Here is a 16,031-nt window from a genome sequence, read left to right as displayed (position 1 = left end):
TCGGCGATAAGGGGCTGCGCAATTGCCCTGAAGCCGTCGCGGCGTGTAGCGTCGCCAGTAATGAGTATAAATAAGGCGCCGATGAACGAGAGCGAGCCAGATATTGCCCGCCCGTCGCGCGCCGGCCGCATCCGGTTCCGGCTGGGCGTCGCGCTCGCGGTGTTGCTGGTCGTGCTCGCCGGGCTGTGGCTGGTGCGCAAGCCGGTCGCCGAGCATTTCATCGACGATACCTTGTCGCGGGCGAAGGTGCCGGCACGCTATACGATCGAGGACCTCGCGCTGGGGCATCAGCGGCTGACCGATATCGTCATCGGCGATCCCGCGCATCCAGATCTCGTCGCCGATTGGGTGGAAGTGCAGACCTCGGTCGATTTCGGCGGCGCGCATGTGACAGGTGTCCGTGCCGGGCATGTCCGGACCCGGGCGCGGATCGTCGATGGGGCGCTGTCGTTGGGCGCGCTCGACCGGCTGATTCCCAAGGGGGCAGGGGGCGCATTCCGCCTGCCGGCGATCGGGCTGGACCTTCAAGATGGCCGCATGCGGCTTGAAGCGCCGCAAGGGGTGGTCGGGCTGAAGGCGTCGGGCAGCGGTCGGCTCGATGGCGGGTTCCAGGGGCAAGTGGCGGCGATCAGCGCGCGGATCGCGAGCGGCGCGTGCTCCGCCGACAAGGCGGTCGCCGCGCTCAGGATCGACATCCGCTCGGATGCGATCCATTTCCGCGGCCCTGTGCGCGCGGGCCAGGCAAGCTGCAACGGCAGCGGCGCCATCCGCCTTCGTGCCGATATCGACGCGGCGGTCGCCCAGACGTTCGATCGCTGGAATGGCCACGCCAATCTCGCTGCGGATCACGCGACCGCGCCGTCGCTGAACGCCGAAGCGATCGCCGGATCGCTCGGCTTTGCCGGCACCGCGCGCGGGATCCAGGGCAGCGTGCGGCTTACCGCCGACCGGTTGAGCGGCGGCGGCATTGCCGGCCAGGCGGCGGTGATCGATGGCGCCTATCGTTATGCCGATGCGAAGGGCGCGTTCACCGGCAAGGCGCAGCTTGGACGCGCCGCTTTGCCCGAGGCGATGCGCGTCACCTTCCGGTCATGGGGATCGTCCGGTGCGGGCACGCCGCTCGCGCCACTGGCGGCCCGGCTTGCCCGGGCGATCGACGATGCGTCGCGCGAGTTCGCCCTGTCCGCCGATCTGTCGGCGGCAAGCGATGGCGGGCGAGGCGCGGTCAAGCTGTCGCGGCTGCTCGCGGTCGCCGATAGCGGCGCGAGCGTCACGCTGACCAGCCGGAACGGCGCGCAGATCGTCTGGCCGAACGGAGGCGTCATCCTGCGCGGCGATGTGGTCGCCGGCGGTGGCGGATTGCCCGATCTCAGCGCGCATCTCGACCAGCAACGCGCCGGCGCCCCCATTACCGGCACCGCGACGATGGAGCCTTACGAAGCCGGCGGCGCGCGGCTCGCGCTCGCGCCGGTCAGGTTCAGCGCCGGGCTCGACGGGCGGACGCGGATCGAGAGCGATGCGACACTGTCCGGCCCGCTTCCCGGCGGCGCAATGGAAGGGCTGCGCATGCCGCTGCTCGCGCAATGGGATGGTCGCGGCAACCTGGCGGTCAATCCTGCCTGCGCGCCTGTTGCCATCGCGCGGCTTCGTCTCTCCGGATTGGATGCGCGCGGGTTCCGGACTCAGCTCTGCCCGGTCGACGGTGCGATGGTCCGGATCGCGGGCGGGCGGATCGGCGGCGGCGCGATGGCGCGCGACCTTCGGATCAACGGCGCGCTCGGCGGCAATCCGCTGTCGCTCGCCGCAGCCCAGGCGACCTTGCGGCTCGGCGATCGCCATTTCATGCTCGATCGCCTAGCGGTGCGGCTCGGCGCGCCCGAGCGGCTGACCCGGCTCGATATCGCGGCGCTCGACGGCAGTTTCGGCCAGTCGATCGGCGGCAAGTTCGACGATGCCGGCGGCCAGATCGGCGCGGTGCCGCTGATCCTGTCGCAAGCGACGGGAACCTGGCGGATGGATAAGGGTCGGCTGCTGGTCGGCGGCGGACTGACGGTGGCGGATGCCGCGCACGATCCGCGCTTCCATCAGCTTGCCGGTCGCGACGTGGCGCTGACGCTCGCCGACAATCGCATCGCCGCGACCGGCAAGCTGACCACGACGAACGGAGCGGTGAAAGTCGCCGATGTCGCGATCGCACACGATCTGTCGAGCGGTTCGGGCTCGGCCGATCTCGACGTCACCGGGCTGACCTTCACCAAGGCCTTCCAGCCCGACGTGCTGACCCCGGTGACCGAAGGCGTGATCGCCGATGTTGCCGGGACGGTGTCCGGCCACGGCCATATCGCCTGGACGCGGGAGGCTGTGACCAGCAATGGCGTGTTCCGCACGCAGAATGCCAATCTTGCCGCCGCGTTCGGCCCGGTGACCGGCCTGTCGGGCGAGATTCGATTCACCGATTTGCTGGGCATGGTGTCGGCGCCCGATCAGGTCGCGACGATCAAGACGGTCGATACCGGCATCGCGGTTTCGGACGGCGTGGTCCATTACCAGTTGCTCGGCCCGCAACAGATCCAGGTCACCGACGCGCGCTGGCCGTTCGCCGGCGGGCGGCTCGATCTTGCCCCGACTCTACTCGATTTCGCCGATCCCGGCGGGCGGCATTTGACGTTCCGGCTGACGGCGGTCGATGCCGCGCAATTCCTCCAGCAATTCAACTTCAAGAATCTCAACGCGACCGGCGTGTTCGACGGCACCTTGCCGATGATCTTCGATGCCAGCGGTGGTCGGATCGAGAAGGGCGAATTGCATGTCCGCCCCGGCGGCGGCACGCTGGCCTATGTCGGTCAGGTCACCAAGGAGGATGTCGGCACCTGGGGCAATCTGGCATTCCAGGCGCTCAAGTCGCTGCGCTATCGCAACCTCGATCTGACGCTCAACGGTCCACTGGCGGGCGAAGTCATCACCGAAGCGCATTTCGCCGGGGTCAGCCAGGGGGAAGGGACCAAGTCCAACTTCCTGATCCGCCGGTTGCAGCGGCTGCCGTTCGTGTTCAACGTCAAGATCCGCGCGCCATTCCGCTCGCTGCTCGATTCGGCGCAGAGCTTCTACGACCCCACACTGCTGATAAAACGCAACCTGCCCGCGCTGATCCGCGAGCAGAACAAGGCCCAGCCGGGTGCGCGACCCGTTCAGCCTCCCGCAAGCGAGACCAAGCCATGATACGATTAGGATTGACGATGGAGCGATTGAGCCTGACCACCAGCAAGATGCGACGGATGATATTGATCGGCGCGAGCTGCGCCACTGGTTTGCTCGGCGGCTGCGTCAACGTGACGGCGCCCGACAAGCCGATCGAGATCAATCTGAACATCAACATCACCCAGCAAGTGGTGTACAAGTTGGACGGCCAGGCCAAGGCGCTGATCGACGAGAATCCGGGGATATTCTGACGATGACACGGACCATGACTGCTTCTGCCCTGCTGCTGGGCACCCTGATCGCGATCGCCTTGCCGGCGACGGCGCAGGACCGCGACCCCGCTTATGCCGCGGCGCGCGCGGCGGGCCAGATCGGCGAACTGCCCGATGGCTATATCGGCGTGGTCGGCGCCGCGACCAAGGAGCTCTCGGCGTTGGTCAACAAGATCAACATCCAGCGCAAGGCGGTCTATACCCAGAAGAGCGCGGCGAGCGGCTCGACGGTCGAGGAAATGGCCTTCACCACCGGCTGCAACCTGATCCTCAAGACCGCGCCGGGCGAGAAATACCGCGATCCCGCCGGTAATTGGCAGACGCGCACCGCCGCCGCGCCGAAGCGGGATCCGCGCTGCGTCTGAGCTTATCCCTTCGGACGGTTGACTCGGTCCGGCCGCTTTCCTAAACGCGCGCTCAGCAAACGGGGGCTGCGGCTTTCCGCTGCCCCGATCGTCGCCCGCTTGCCAGAGCGTGGCGGCGTTTCTTTATCAGGATTATTCAGCACCTTGGCCGACGATCGCCAGAATACTGACCTCGACAGCCGGATCGCCGCAGCGCGCGCCGCTGAAGAGGCGCGTACGGGCGGTGCGCCGGTTCAAAGCAAAGGCTATGGTCAGGGCTCGCGCGTGCTGATGGAGCTGATCGGCGCCCCGCTCGGCGGCGGTATCATCGGCTGGGCGCTCGATTACTGGCTCAATACCAGCCCGTGGTTCCTGCTAATCCTGCTCACGCTCGCGATCATCGTCGCGTTCCGTAACATCTACCGCATTTCTAAGGAGCGAGCCGAATAATGGCCGGCGACATCAACCCGATGGAACAGTTCGAGGTCGGTCACCTGATCGATCTCAAGCTTTTCGGCTACGACGTCTCGTTCACCAACTCGGCGCTGTTCATGGTCGTCGTGTTCGTGCTGCTCGCCGTGTTCATGGCGGGCGGGCTCAAGCGTCAGCTCATTCCCGGCCGCTGGCAAGTCGCGGCGGAAGGCGCGGTGTCGTTCATCGATTCGATGGTCAACGTGAACATTGGCAAGGGCGGCAAGAAGTTTGCGCCGTACATCTTCTCGCTATTCTTCTTCATCCTGTTCGCCAATCTGGTCGGCGTGCTGCCGCTGGCGATCATCCCGCACCTCCACACCTTCGCCGTCACCAGCCATATCACGGTGACCGCGGTGCTGGCGTTCTTCTCGTTCGGGATCGTGCTGCTGGTCGGCTTCTGGAAGCATGGCCTGAAGTTCTTCTCGCTGTTCGTGCCGCACGGCGCGCCTTTGGTGCTGCTGCCGGTGATTGTCCCGGTCGAGCTGATCTCGTTCCTGGTGCGTCCCTTCTCGCTGGGCCTGCGACTGTTCGTCGCGATGACCGCGGGGCACATCCTGCTCGAAGTGTTCGGCAGTTTCGCGGTTCAGGGGCTCAATGCCGGCCTCAGCGGCAGCCCGATCGGCTTCGTCGTTTGGGTCGGCAGCTTCCTGATGATCCTGGGCGTTTCGGCGCTCGAACTGCTGGTCTGCGCGATCCAGGCGTACGTGTTCGCGCTGCTCACCTCGCTGTATCTCCACGACGCGGTGCACCTGCACTAAGTCCTGTTTTCAATGCTGTAGATTATTCTGGGAGTTTAAAATGACTGATCATGGTTTGATGTACATCGGTGCCGGCCTCGCGGCGATCGGCGTCGGCGCGGCTGCGCTTGGCGTGGGCAACGTGTTCGGCTCGTTCCTCGAGGGCGCGCTGCGCAATCCGTCGGCCGCCGACGGCCAGCAGGGCCGCCTGTTCATCGGCTTCGCCGCCGCCGAGCTTCTGGGTCTGATCGCGTTCGTCGTCGCGATCCTGATCCTGTTCGTCGTCAAGTAAGCAGCAAAACGAGCGCTTCCGATGCCTCAGATATCCCAAGCAGCCTCCATCTACGCGTCGCAGCTGTTCTGGCTCGCGATCGTGTTCGCGGCGGTCTATTTCGGGATCGGCCGGGCGATGGTGCCGAAGATCGAGCGGACGATCGACGATCGTAACGCTCGCATCTCGGCCGACATCGCCGCGGCTCAGGAAGCGCGTGACACCGCGCGCGCCGCCGAGGAAGGCTATACCGCCAGCCTCGACAGCGCGCGCAGCCAGGCCCTGAAGCTGGTCGGCGATGCCAAGGCGCAAGCCACGGCGTCGACCGAACAAGCGCTCAAGGCGGGCAATGCCGACCAGGAAAAAGCGCTGGCCGACGCCACCGCGCGCATCACCACGGCCAAGGCGACCGCGCTCGCCGGGATCGAGGATGCGACGGTGGACGCGGTCGAGGCGATGGTCGCCAAGCTGTCGGGCGTCTCGCCCGACCGCGCGACGGTGGCGGCACGAGTGAAGGCGGAACTGGCCAATGGCTAATCTCCAGGCGACCACGCTGGCCAAGGAAACCGGCACCACCGAACTGCATCACGAGGCCTCTGCGCTGGGCTTGACCCCGCCGGCTTGGGTGGCGCTGGCGATGCTGTGCGTGATCGGCATCATGCTCTGGCAGAAGGTGCCGGCATTGATCGGCCGTATCCTCGACGGCAAGATCGCGACGATCCGCCAGCAACTCGACGAAGCCGCCGCGTTGCGTGCCGAGGCCGAGGCGCTGCTTGCCGAGGCCAAGAAGCGGGATGCCTCGTCGGCATCCGATGCCGCGGCGATCGTCGCGCATGCCGAACAGGAAGCTGCCGCTCTGGTCGCCAAGGCGCAAACCGACGCGACCGAATTGGTCGCGCGGCGCGGCAAGATGGCCGAGGACAAGATCGGTGCCGCCGAGCGCGCCGCGGTTGCCGAGGTCCGCGCCAAGGCTGCCGATGTCGCGACCCGCGCCGCCGCGTCGATCATCGCCGATACCCATGGCGCTGCCGCCGACGCCAAGCTGGTCGACAAGACCATCGCCGGCCTGTCGCGGCTCAACTGAGCTTTCCCGTCGCGTAGGCGGGTCACACCGTCCATCACTCCAACGTCATCCCGGCCTTGTGCCGGGATCCACCGGGCCGCGATCTGGAAGCTCGAGCCTCTTGTCCTGCGCTTGCTGCGCAGTAGATCCCGGCACGAGGCCAGGATGACGGAGGAAGAGAGGCGCGGTCCCCCGACCATTGCCGCTAACTGCCTTACGGCTTAGGGACGCGTCATGATCCTCCCCGAAGACTGCCAGACGATGACAGACGTACGTGCCGGCGTCGATGCGGTGGACTGTCAGATCGTCGATCTGCTGGCGATCCGGTTCCGATTCATGACCGCCGCGGCGCGGATCAAGCAGGATCGCGGCACGGTCCGCGACGAAGAGCGCAAGGCGCAAGTCATCGCCAATGCCAAAGCCGCCGCCCAAGCCGCGGGCGTACCGCCTCAGCTTGTCGGCGAGCTGTGGGAACGGCTGGTCGAAGGCTCGATCGCCTACGAATTCGATCGCTGGGATCAACATCGCGCCTGATGGCAGAGTGCTGCCATAATTCCGACGCCAATCGCCGCCACACCGGCCACGCTCTTTAGGGGAGAATGAAAACATGATGTCGCTGATCGCTATCGCCCTGCTCGCCGGCCAGACCGCGCCGGCTCCTACCGCCGCGCCCGCGCCGGTCGCGCCCGCCGCCGCTGCTCCGGCCGCCGCCGGCAAGTTCACCCTCGACACCCCGATCGAGACGATCGAAGCCGACGCCAAGGCCAAGGAAGTGCTCACCGCCGACCTCGGCATGGATGTCGCGCAGCACCCGGCCTATGACAGCTTCAAATCGATGAGCCTGAACCAGGTCGCGCCGATGTCGGGCGGCAAGATCACCGACGACGTGCTCAAGAAGATCGCCACCGACCTCGCTGCGATCAAGTAACACGGGGTAGCCTCAGGCCCGGCGAGTCCCTAGATTCGCCGGGCATGTCCGACCCCAATTCCCCGACCCGATTCAACGAAGACAAAGCCACCTACACCGTCCGCGGCGGTGGGGAGGTGCCCGATCTCGCCGCGGGTGTGGCGGCGATCCGCAATGTGCTGAAGACCTTGCCGGCGCGGCCCGGCGTCTATCGCATGCAGGATGCGCGCGGCGACGTGCTCTATGTCGGCAAGGCGCGGGCGCTCAAGAACCGCGTTACCAATTACACTCAGGTCGACCGCCTGCCCAAGCGGCTCCAGCGGATGGTCGCGCAGACGCGGTCGATGACGATCGTCACGACCAATAACGAGGCCGAGGCGCTGTTGCTCGAGGCGCAGCTGATCAAGCGCTTCCGCCCTGCCTACAACGTGCTGCTGCGCGACGACAAAAGCTTCCCGTTCATCTTGTTGCGCGCCGATCACGATTTCCCGCGCATCCAGAAGCATCGCGGAGCGCGCCGCGCCAAAGGCAATTATTATGGCCCCTTCGCGAGCGCGGGATCGGTCAACAACACGCTCAACGCACTGCAAAAACTGTTCCTGCTGCGCTCCTGCACTGACGGCTTCTTCAAGACCCGCGACCGGCCGTGCCTGCTCTACCAGATCAAGCGCTGCTCGGCGCCGTGCGTCGGGCGGATCGGGGTCGAGGATTATGCCGAGCTGGTCGGCGACGCGAAGGACTTCCTGGCGGGCAAATCGACCAAGGTGCAGACCAAGCTCGGCGCGCAGATGACGGCTGCCGCAGAGGCGATGGACTTCGAGCTCGCCGCCGTGCTGCGCGACCGGTTGAAGGCGCTGACCTTCATCCAGGGCACGCAGGCGATCAACGCCGAAGGGGTCGGGGACGCCGATGTGTTCGCGCTCGCCTGCCGAGACGGGGTGATGGGCATCCAGGCCTTCTTCATCCGCGGCGGACAGAATTGGGGACATCGCAGTTTCTTCCCGGCGCACACCAACGAAGTGCCCGAAGACGAGGTGCTCACCAGCTTCCTCACCCAATTCTATGAGGAGGTCCCCCCAGCAAGAAACGTGCTGCTCGACCGCGAGTTGATCGAAGGCGCGCTGTTGAGCGAGGCACTGGCCGAGCGCGCGGGGTACAAGGTCGCCTTGTCGGTGCCGCAGCGCGGCGACCGCCGCCGGCTGATGGAACAGGCCAAGCGCAACGCGGTGGAGGCGCTCGACCGGCGGCTGGCGGAATCGACGACGCAGGCGAAATTGCTGCGCGAGGTCGCGGACCTGTTCGAGCTGGCCGAGCCGCCCAACCGCATCGAAATCTACGACAACAGCCACATTCAGGGCACCAACGCGCTCGGCGCGATGGTCGTCGCGGGGCCGGAGGGCTTCCGCAAGGGCCAGTATCGCAAGTTCAACATCAAGCAGGCGGCGACCGACGACGATTTCGCGATGATGCGCGAGGTGTTCGGCCGCCGCTTCGCCCGCGCGCAGGCGGAGGATCCCGATCGCGACGCCGGCGACTGGCCCGACCTCGTACTGATCGACGGCGGCCGCGGCCAGCTCAACGCGGCCAAGGGCGTGCTCGAGGACATGGGGATCGAAGACGTCTGCCTGGTCGGCGTGGCCAAAGGGCCGCATCACGGCCGTGAGGGGCGCGAAGTGTTCCACCTGATGGATGGCCGCGAGCTGACCTTGCCGGTCAATTCGCCGGTCCTGTTTTACCTCCAGCGTCTGCGCGATGAGGTCCACCGTTTCGCGATCGGCGCCCACCGCGCCAAACGCGCCAAGGCGATCGGCGCATCACCGCTCGACGAGGTTCCGGGTATCGGCCCCGCGCGAAAGAAGGCGCTGCTGATGCATTTCGGCACCGCGCGCTCGGTGCGGGGGGCGAGTCTTGACGACCTCAAGAAGGCGCCCGGCGTGTCGGCCGCGGTCGCGCAACAGGTCTATGACTTCTACCATTCGCGGTAACCCAGAAGGCTCCCGTTCCTGTAAGGAGGGGAGCCTTCTGGGTGCCGCGCGCACGTGGCGTTGAACGATGAGCTCCGCTTGGCTTCAGGCGACTGACGTAACTCGCGAATAATCCATTCGCTTCAGGTCCTCTATCAGCCCGGGCTCGGTGGGATTCCACCCGAGCAGCTCACGCGTCTTGGCGCTGGACGCGGGAAGATCGAGTCCGGCGAACATTGCCAGCCAGCCGAAATGCGCCGGAGCTTCTTCGGGAGTCAGCGAAACGACGGGTAGGTCCAGCCCCGCACCAACCACTTTGGCGATGTCGCGGACCGGGACGCCCTCTTCGGCCACGGCGTGATAGCGCGCGCCGGGCGCCGACCGCTCGACCGCGAGGACGTACAACTTCGCGACGTCGAGCACATGCGCTGCGGGCCAACGGTTGGTACCCTCGCCGATATAGGCGACAACGCCCTTCGCCTTCGAAAGGTCGATGAAGGGCGAAACCAGGCCTTGTTTCTCGGTGTCATGGACCTGCGGCAGGCGCATCGAGACGATGTTCACGCCCGCGTCGAGCAATGCCTGACCCGCCAGTTCCGACGCCGCGCGCGGGTTGGGGTGGTTGCGGTTCAGCACGTCCTCGGTCGCCGGCCCGCCCGAATCCGGATTGCCGATGCCGGTGCCCGAGGTGATAAGTAGCGGGCGGTTCGATCCCTTGAGTGCCGCGCCCATCGCCTCGATGACGCGGCGGTCCTTGTCGCAATTCGCCACGAAGTTGGTGAAATCGTGATCGAACGCGGTGTGGATCACGGCATCGGCCTGGTCCGCGCCGGCACGGAGTGTGTCGGGCTCCTCCAGATCGCCGCGATGGACCTGCGCCCCGACCGCTTCGAGCGCGCGGGCGCCGGCATCGGATCGCGTCAGGCCGAGCACCTCATGTCCCGCCGCGAGCAGCTCGGGGACGATGCGGGAGCCGATGAAGCCGGTGGCGCCAGTGAGGAAGACACGCATGGAACAGCCTTTCGATATTGTTCGATGGGCTATGTCGGTTTATCCTCCATCCTGTAAAAGTAGTGACCTTATCATGGTATAATCATCAACAGGATCACCCATGCCCGCCGAACCCGCCAATCCGCTCGGCACCTTCCTGCGCGATCGCCGTACCCGGCTCGATCCGGCGGCGTTCGGATTCGGTGGAGGCCGCCGCCGCACCCCCGGCCTACGTCGTGAGGAAGTCGCGCAGCGCGCCAATATCAGCCCGACATGGTACACTTGGCTCGAACAGGGCAGGGGCGGCGCGCCGTCCGCCGACGTGCTCAACCGCATCGCCGCCGGATTGATGCTGACCGAGCCCGAGCGCGAGCATCTGTTCATTCTCGGCCTGGGCCGCCCGCCCGAGGCGCGATACCGAGGCGCGGAGGGCGTGACGCCGCGGCTGCAGCGCGTGCTCGACGCCTTGTCGCCCAGCCCTACGCTGATCAAGACCGCGACGTGGGACGTGGTGGCGTGGAACGACGCGGCGGCGGCGTTGCTCACCGATTATGCCAAGCTGCCCCCGGATCAGCGCAATATCCTGCGGATGATGTTTTCCGATGAACGGGTGCAGGCGGCCCAGGACGATTGGCTGAGCGTCGCGCGGTTCGTGGTGGCGTCGTTCCGTGCGGAGGCTACAAGGGCCGGCGCGCGCGCGGAGATCGCGGAGCTGGTCGACGAGCTGTCGCAGACGAGCCCCCAATTCGCGGCCTTGTGGCGGGCTAATGACGTCGTCGGTCACGGGGAGGGGGTGAAGCGCATCCGTCACCCCAAAATCGGGCTGATCGAACTGGAATTCTCGATCTTCGCGGTGGACGGGCGCCCCGACCTGGGGATGATCGTCTACAATCCCGTCACGTCCGAGGGTGCGGACCGCATCCGATCGCTCATGGCCGCTCAATCGAGCGATCGGTAGCTAGGGCATCACAGTCCGGCATAAACCCGGTCGCGAAAATCCTTCACGCGCTTGTTCAGGTCGATGATCCCGGAGACCGGCGCGCCCGACGCCTCGACCAGCCGCTCGGCCAGGCACCCGGCTTCCGACTTCAGTTTCTCGCCCTTTGGTGTCGTCTCGATCAGCACTTCGCGCTCGTTCCTCGGGTTGCGCGTCCGCGTCACCAGCCCGGCCACCTCCAGCCGCTTGAGCAACGGGGTCAGCGTGCTCGACTCGAGCGCGAGCTTCTCCGCCAATCCGCCGACATTCTGCTGCCCGTCGTGCCAGAGCAAGTTGAGCACCAGGAATTGCGGATAAGTGATTCCCATCTGATCGAGCAGCGGCTTGTATGCGCGCTGCACTGCCATGCTCGCGGAATAGAGCGCGTAGCAGAGCTGGTCGTCGAGTTTCATCACATCCATCGGTCACATCCGGCGCTAAAATCTGGTTACGATATATATCGCGATAAGTTTTGTCTTGACAAGAGAGCTGCCCGACCTATTTGGCAACTCGCGATAACAGTTATCGCGATATATATAAGGATCAGGACAATGGACATTCTCTATCGCACCAGCGCCACCGTCACCGGCGGCCGCACGGGTCATGGCCGCAGCGAAGACGGCTTGCTCGATGTCGAGCTGCAGACCGCCAAGGAACTCGGCGGCGCCGGCGGCGGCACCAACCCCGAGCAATTGTTCGGCGTCGGCTATGCCGCCTGCTTCCTCGGCGCGGTGCGTTTCGTCGCCGGGCAGCGCAAGATCCGCATTGCCGATGAGGCGACCGTCACTGCCAGTGTCGGGATTGGCAAGCGCGACGACGGCCGCGGCTTCGGGCTCGATGTGGCGCTCGCGGTCGACCTGCCGGGAATCGACGCCGCGACCGCGCAGGAATTGGTCGACGCCGCGCACATCGTCTGCCCCTATTCGGAAGCGACCCGCGGTAATCTCGCCGTCCGGCTTTCGGTCGTCGAGCACGCCTGACCTGCCATCGGCCCCGGCTTACCCCGCCGGGGCCATTGCGGCGGGATTGGCAAAATCTTCACCGTCTGCCGCTAATCCCCGACGGCGTGACAGCTGTCTTTCTCACCATCGACACCGAGCTGATGTGGCGCCATCACGCGGCCGGCTGCGATCTTGCGACCCAGATCGAGCGCTCGCTCGAGCCGGCGGGAGTCGGTATCCGCTATCAGCTCGACATGCTTGGCCGCCACGGCCTCAAGGGCACGTTCTTCGTCGATCCCATGCCGACCATGGTGTTCGGGCTCGACGCGATCCGCCCGGTGGTCGAAACGATCCTGGCGGCGGGGCAGGAGGTCCAGCTCCACATGCACCCCAATTGGGCGGGCGCGAAGGCGGACGACGCCGGCAAGAGCTCGGGTCGGTTCGAGCTGATCGACTATAGTCTCGACGAACAGCGTGCGCTGATCGTGGGCGCGCGGGATCTGCTCAAGGCGTGCGGTGCGTCGGACCCCGTCGCGTTCCGCGCCGGCAGCTACGCCGCCAATGATGGCACGCTGGTCGCGCTCGCCGAACTCGGCTTCCGCTACGACAGCAGCCACAACGGCGCCGACGCGCCCTGGCCCAGCCAGATCGGCTTGCCGCAACGCCAGATCGCGCCCGTCGCGCATAATGGCGTGACCGAAGTGCCGGTGACGGTGATCGAGGACGTGCCGGGCAACCTTCGCCATTTCCAGATCTGCGCGCTGTCGCAGGGCGAGATGCGCGCCGCGCTCGATCATGCGGTGGCCGAGGAGCATGAGGCGGTGACCGTCGTCAGCCACGGCTTCGAACTCGCCAATCGCGCCGGCACGCGCGCCAACGGAGTCCATGTCGCGCGGTTCGAGGGGCTCTGCGCGATGCTGGCCGATGCGCGATCGACCTTGCCGACCACCTGGTTCCGCGACTTGCCCGACTTCGCCAGCGCGAGCCAGGCGACGCCGCTCGCGCCCAACATGCTGCGCACGCGCTGGCGCCAGGCCGAGCAGCTCTGGTCCAACCTGGTCGAGGAACGCGCGGCGTGACCACTGCGCGCCCGCTGCCGCTCAAATTCCAGATCGGGGCGCGCACGCTCGGCGCGATCCGCCGTGATCTCGTCCGCGTGCCGCTCAGCCTCGACGACGCGCTCGATGGCGACCTGCCCGATCTGCCGGCGCTCGATCCGGCTGCCGACGGCTATCTCGTCACTTCGCTCGCAGAGCATCATCGCCATGCGCTAGCCTACGCGGCCAGCCCGGCGATCGCCTTCATGCGGCAGCGCTACACGCGCCGCTACGCCGATCTGACGATCGGGTTCCAAGCCTATCTCGATCGCCTGTCATCGAACACGCGCTCGGGGATCAAGCGCAAGGCGAAGAAAGTCGCCGCCGCCTCGGACGGTAAGCTCGACGTCCGCCGCTACGCGACCCCCGCCGAATTGCGCGAGTTCCACGAAGTCGCCCGCCGCCTCGCGCTCGCCACCTATCAGGAAAAGCTGATGGGCGCGGGTCTGCCGGACACGCCCGATTTCCTCCAGCGCATGTATGTCATGGCGGCGGAGGACAATGTCCGCGCCTGGCTATTGTACGTTGGCGGCGAGCCGGCCGCCTATCTCTATTGTCCCGTCCATGACGGCACCGTCATCTACGAATTTGTCGGCCATGATCCGCGGTTCGGCGATCTCTCGGTCGGCGCCGTGCTTCAGGTCGAGGCGTTGCGCGACCTGTTCGCCGATTCCGCCTGCCGCCGCTTCGATTTCACCGAGGGCGACGGCCAGCACAAGCGCCAGTTCGCCACCGGCGGCGTCGATTGCTGCGACCTGCTGTTGCTGCGACCGACCCTGGCCAATTGCCTCGCCGTCGCCGCGCTGGCGGGGTTCGACGGTACCATGGCGCTGGGCAAGACGAGCGTGGAGCGGCTGGGGCTGCAGGACTTGGCGAAGAAGGTCCGCCGCGCCTGAGCGGACATGGGGCTCCGCTGAGCCAACTATTCTCCTTTGCGATCCGCCTCATTTCGTGGCGGGCGGCGTTGCCTTTGAGCGCACCAGTTTCATCGGTGGGCCGCCTTCGACGATGGTGAAGCTCGAATAATCGGGAGCGAACTCGATCGTGGCGCCTATGGCTGTGGACAGGAAGCGCGTACTGGACAGTGCGATCAGACGTTCGGGGGTGGGGCCGCCGGTATACGCAAACAGTCCCTCCGGCCTCGCTTCCAGAACGACCGAGAGCCCGGTGCCCTCGAAATACCCAGCAGCTTTGGAGAGCTCTGCGAGCGACAGCATCTTCTCCCCGGTCGCCGGCGCCGCAATGTCCGTCCAGCCATAATCGGTTGCGACGGCGCGAACGACTTCGTCCATCAGCCGCCGGCCCTGGCCACCATTGGTCAGCGCGACGATGCCTTCGCCTTTGCCGACATAGGCAATCATGAAGGACTGGAAGCCTTCGTTCACGCCGTCATGGCCAAATCGCGCGGCGCCGGTCGTGTAGAGCGCGGTTCCGAGCCCCCAATTGTCTTTGACCGGCGTCAGCATCTCGCGCGTCATGGCTGGCGAAAGGCGGTGGCCCTTTTTTCCTGCGGCGGAGGCTTGAATGTCCATCAGCAATCGCGCGAGGTCGCTCGCGCTGGTCCACAATCCTGCCGGCCCCTGTTCGGGGTAGACATGATAGTTGCCGGGGATCGGCACGCCATTGGCGTGACCGAATGCCATGTCGGCGCGGATCGTTGCGGAAGGCGGCTGCGCATAGGCGCTGCGCGTCATGCCAAGCGGGCCTAACAGCTCACGCTCGGCCAGTTCGGCGAAGGGAATCCCGCTCGCATCGGAGAGGGCGACTTGCGTCAGAACGTAACCGCCGCCGGAATATTGATATTGTCCGCCGACCGGAAGCACGCTGCGCACCGGCGCGCTGTTGCTTGGCGGCGCGCCGTCCAGGATCTGGACTGGGGTCGGCAGCGGCGCGCCCGGCAAATAACCGGCGAAACCATGAACCCCGAGTCCGCCTGTGTGACTCAGCAACTCGCGGAGGGTGACACCATTGGGCGCCAGCTTCGGATCCTTTGGCAATTGCCACGAGCGAAGCCCGTTATTGATGTCCTGATCCAGCCCGATCTTGCCCTGCTCGACCAGCCGCAGCGCCAGCATCGCCGTCGCGACCTTGCTGATCGACGCGGCCTGGAAGGCGGTCTCCGGCGTCACCGGCGCACAGCTAGCAACATCGCGAAAACCCCAGCCACGCGCCCAGGCGAGCTTGCCGTCATGAATCACCGCGATGCTGATTCCGGGCACGTCGTACCGGCGCATCTCTTCGGCCAGGCTGAACGGCTTGTCGTCCGGCTTGATGACCGGCGGTCGCAAATTGACCTCTACGTTGCGGGTATGGACGTTGCTTGGTCCGCCTGCCGCCTCGGCCGGGGCGGGGCAGCGGTCCGGTTGCGCGGCAGCGGGACTGGCGAGCGCCGCAATCACGACCGAGCCGAGCAATATGAGCCTGTGCTTCTTGCGCATCATCTTTTCCCTTATTGATCGATCGGACAAGGCCAGCGCCGTCGCGCAACGGGCGTGCGTCACCGTCCCCAGCACAAGGCGCGGTTGCTCACCGCCAGGCGACTAACGACCGGGGTCACGTCCCGCGCTGAAACGCAAATTTCGAAAACGGCAGCGACCGATAGTCATATGCGAAATACAACATATGTAGATTTACAAGTCAATCGAGGCATTCGAGGTCAGTGGTCCTTTCGGCATGATCGCTACGCGCATTGATCCCCGCACTGCCTCCGAAAGCAGAGCTTCCCAAATACAGACCGTGAAGTCCGCATAATATAGCCTTGACTATCATTTTATTATGACCTCCAATCGGCGAAAAT

General features: G+C 65.8%; 18 protein-coding genes. 15 read left to right on the top strand and 3 right to left on the bottom strand.

Annotated elements, in window-relative coordinates; all coding sequences use genetic code 11:
• The first annotated feature begins 60 nt into the window (after nt 1-60).
• The 11 genes from SAS01S_RS04935 (at nt 61) to uvrC (ending at nt 9,251) form a co-directional block, all read left to right on the top strand.
• Nucleotides 61-3,219, top strand: a complete 3,159-nt coding sequence (locus tag SAS01S_RS04935; RefSeq protein WP_245656749.1) for an intermembrane phospholipid transport protein YdbH family protein — start codon at nt 61-63, stop codon at nt 3,217-3,219.
• 47 nt (nt 3,220-3,266) lie between these two features.
• Nucleotides 3,267-3,449 (top strand): YnbE family lipoprotein, encoded by a 183-nt coding sequence (locus SAS01S_RS04930; protein ID WP_066805824.1) that lies wholly within the window; start codon nt 3,267-3,269, stop codon nt 3,447-3,449.
• 14 nt (nt 3,450-3,463) lie between these two features.
• A complete protein-coding gene (locus SAS01S_RS04925) occupies nt 3,464-3,835 on the top strand; it encodes a YdbL family probable chaperone protein (RefSeq protein WP_245656748.1) in 372 nt (123 codons plus the stop codon).
• Nucleotides 3,836-3,979: 144 nt separating this feature from the next.
• On the top strand, nt 3,980-4,264 hold the full coding sequence (locus SAS01S_RS04920) for an AtpZ/AtpI family protein (protein ID WP_066805739.1): 285 nt from the start codon (nt 3,980-3,982) through the stop codon (nt 4,262-4,264).
• The gene (locus SAS01S_RS04915) at nt 4,261-5,046 is read left to right on the top strand and encodes a F0F1 ATP synthase subunit A (RefSeq protein WP_084238526.1); all 786 of its coding nucleotides are present in this window, start codon (nt 4,261-4,263) and stop codon (nt 5,044-5,046) included. The genes SAS01S_RS04920 and SAS01S_RS04915 overlap by 4 nt, the downstream gene beginning before the upstream one ends.
• Nucleotides 5,047-5,104: 58 nt before the next feature.
• Nucleotides 5,105-5,317, top strand: a complete 213-nt coding sequence (locus tag SAS01S_RS04910; protein WP_066586696.1) for a F0F1 ATP synthase subunit C — start codon at nt 5,105-5,107, stop codon at nt 5,315-5,317.
• A gap of 21 nt (nt 5,318-5,338) precedes the next feature.
• Nucleotides 5,339-5,833: a F0F1 ATP synthase subunit B family protein gene (locus SAS01S_RS04905; protein ID WP_066805733.1), complete on the top strand. Its 495-nt coding sequence runs from the start codon at nt 5,339-5,341 to the stop codon at nt 5,831-5,833.
• Nucleotides 5,826-6,380, top strand: a complete 555-nt coding sequence (locus SAS01S_RS04900; RefSeq protein WP_066805730.1) for a F0F1 ATP synthase subunit B family protein — start codon at nt 5,826-5,828, stop codon at nt 6,378-6,380. The genes SAS01S_RS04905 and SAS01S_RS04900 overlap by 8 nt, the downstream gene beginning before the upstream one ends.
• Before the next feature lie 213 nt (nt 6,381-6,593).
• Complete coding sequence (locus SAS01S_RS04895) at nt 6,594-6,893, top strand: chorismate mutase (RefSeq protein ID WP_066805728.1); 300 nt, start codon at nt 6,594-6,596, stop codon at nt 6,891-6,893.
• Nucleotides 6,894-6,969: 76 nt separating this feature from the next.
• Nucleotides 6,970-7,287 carry a hypothetical protein gene (locus SAS01S_RS04890; RefSeq protein WP_245656747.1) on the top strand — a complete coding sequence of 106 codons (318 nt, stop codon included), beginning with the start codon at nt 6,970-6,972 and terminating at the stop codon, nt 7,285-7,287.
• Nucleotides 7,288-7,331: 44 nt separating this feature from the next.
• Nucleotides 7,332-9,251, top strand: coding sequence for an excinuclease ABC subunit UvrC (gene uvrC / locus SAS01S_RS04885; protein WP_066805718.1), 1,920 nt, complete (start codon nt 7,332-7,334; stop codon nt 9,249-9,251).
• A gap of 84 nt (nt 9,252-9,335) precedes the next feature.
• Here the strand turns inward: uvrC and SAS01S_RS04880 are convergent, their stop codons facing one another.
• Entirely contained in the window at nt 9,336-10,241 is a 906-nt protein-coding gene (locus tag SAS01S_RS04880) for an SDR family oxidoreductase (protein WP_066805715.1), read from the bottom strand.
• A gap of 100 nt (nt 10,242-10,341) precedes the next feature.
• Here SAS01S_RS04880 and SAS01S_RS04875 point away from each other — a divergent pair, with 100 nt between their 5' ends.
• Complete coding sequence (locus SAS01S_RS04875) at nt 10,342-11,178, top strand: helix-turn-helix transcriptional regulator (protein WP_066805712.1); 837 nt, start codon at nt 10,342-10,344, stop codon at nt 11,176-11,178.
• Nucleotides 11,179-11,186: 8 nt separating this feature from the next.
• Here SAS01S_RS04875 and SAS01S_RS04870 read toward each other — a convergent pair whose 3' ends face one another.
• Nucleotides 11,187-11,618: a MarR family winged helix-turn-helix transcriptional regulator gene (locus SAS01S_RS04870; protein ID WP_066805709.1), complete on the bottom strand. Its 432-nt coding sequence runs from the start codon at nt 11,616-11,618 to the stop codon at nt 11,187-11,189.
• A 129-nt stretch (nt 11,619-11,747) separates the two neighbouring features.
• Here SAS01S_RS04870 and SAS01S_RS04865 point away from each other — a divergent pair, with 129 nt between their 5' ends.
• From SAS01S_RS04865 to SAS01S_RS04855, 3 genes are all read left to right on the top strand, one after another.
• Nucleotides 11,748-12,176 (top strand): organic hydroperoxide resistance protein, encoded by a 429-nt coding sequence (locus SAS01S_RS04865; protein ID WP_066805706.1) that lies wholly within the window; start codon nt 11,748-11,750, stop codon nt 12,174-12,176.
• Nucleotides 12,177-12,262: 86 nt separating this feature from the next.
• On the top strand, nt 12,263-13,216 hold the full coding sequence (locus SAS01S_RS04860; RefSeq protein ID WP_245656746.1) for a polysaccharide deacetylase family protein: 954 nt from the start codon (nt 12,263-12,265) through the stop codon (nt 13,214-13,216).
• Nucleotides 13,213-14,130: a GNAT family N-acetyltransferase gene (locus SAS01S_RS04855; protein WP_084238524.1), complete on the top strand. Its 918-nt coding sequence runs from the start codon at nt 13,213-13,215 to the stop codon at nt 14,128-14,130. The genes SAS01S_RS04860 and SAS01S_RS04855 overlap by 4 nt, the downstream gene beginning before the upstream one ends.
• Before the next feature lie 48 nt (nt 14,131-14,178).
• Here SAS01S_RS04855 and SAS01S_RS04850 read toward each other — a convergent pair whose 3' ends face one another.
• On the bottom strand, nt 14,179-15,672 hold the full coding sequence (locus SAS01S_RS04850) for a serine hydrolase domain-containing protein (RefSeq protein WP_169804899.1): 1,494 nt from the start codon (nt 15,670-15,672) through the stop codon (nt 14,179-14,181).
• Nucleotides 15,673-16,031: the final 359 nt, after the last annotated feature.

Source organism: Sphingomonas asaccharolytica NBRC 15499 (assembly GCF_001598355.1).
GTDB lineage: Bacteria > Pseudomonadota > Alphaproteobacteria > Sphingomonadales > Sphingomonadaceae > Sphingomonas > Sphingomonas asaccharolytica.
The sequence above is the reverse complement of the archived record's forward strand: the minus strand, read 5'-3'. Positions and strand labels throughout refer to the sequence as shown.

What these genes read in the sequence shown, in the direction of transcription:
- SAS01S_RS04935 (WP_245656749.1), top strand. Translation starts at nt 61, where the DNA reads ATGAGTATAAATAAGGCGCCGATGAACGAGAGCGAGCCAGATATTGCC.
- SAS01S_RS04930 (WP_066805824.1), top strand. Translation starts at nt 3,267, where the DNA reads ATGCGACGGATGATATTGATCGGCGCGAGCTGCGCCACTGGTTTGCTC.
- SAS01S_RS04925 (WP_245656748.1), top strand. Translation starts at nt 3,464, where the DNA reads ATGACTGCTTCTGCCCTGCTGCTGGGCACCCTGATCGCGATCGCCTTG.
- SAS01S_RS04910 (WP_066586696.1), top strand. Translation starts at nt 5,105, where the DNA reads ATGTACATCGGTGCCGGCCTCGCGGCGATCGGCGTCGGCGCGGCTGCG.
- SAS01S_RS04905 (WP_066805733.1), top strand. Translation starts at nt 5,339, where the DNA reads ATGCCTCAGATATCCCAAGCAGCCTCCATCTACGCGTCGCAGCTGTTC.
- SAS01S_RS04900 (WP_066805730.1), top strand. Translation starts at nt 5,826, where the DNA reads ATGGCTAATCTCCAGGCGACCACGCTGGCCAAGGAAACCGGCACCACC.
- SAS01S_RS04895 (WP_066805728.1), top strand. Translation starts at nt 6,594, where the DNA reads ATGATCCTCCCCGAAGACTGCCAGACGATGACAGACGTACGTGCCGGC.
- SAS01S_RS04890 (WP_245656747.1), top strand. Translation starts at nt 6,970, where the DNA reads ATGTCGCTGATCGCTATCGCCCTGCTCGCCGGCCAGACCGCGCCGGCT.
- uvrC (WP_066805718.1), top strand. Translation starts at nt 7,332, where the DNA reads ATGTCCGACCCCAATTCCCCGACCCGATTCAACGAAGACAAAGCCACC.
- SAS01S_RS04880 (WP_066805715.1), bottom strand. Translation starts at nt 10,241, where the DNA reads ATGCGTGTCTTCCTCACTGGCGCCACCGGCTTCATCGGCTCCCGCATC.
- SAS01S_RS04875 (WP_066805712.1), top strand. Translation starts at nt 10,342, where the DNA reads ATGCCCGCCGAACCCGCCAATCCGCTCGGCACCTTCCTGCGCGATCGC.
- SAS01S_RS04870 (WP_066805709.1), bottom strand. Translation starts at nt 11,618, where the DNA reads ATGGATGTGATGAAACTCGACGACCAGCTCTGCTACGCGCTCTATTCC.
- SAS01S_RS04865 (WP_066805706.1), top strand. Translation starts at nt 11,748, where the DNA reads ATGGACATTCTCTATCGCACCAGCGCCACCGTCACCGGCGGCCGCACG.
- SAS01S_RS04850 (WP_169804899.1), bottom strand. Translation starts at nt 15,672, where the DNA reads ATGCGCAAGAAGCACAGGCTCATATTGCTCGGCTCGGTCGTGATTGCG.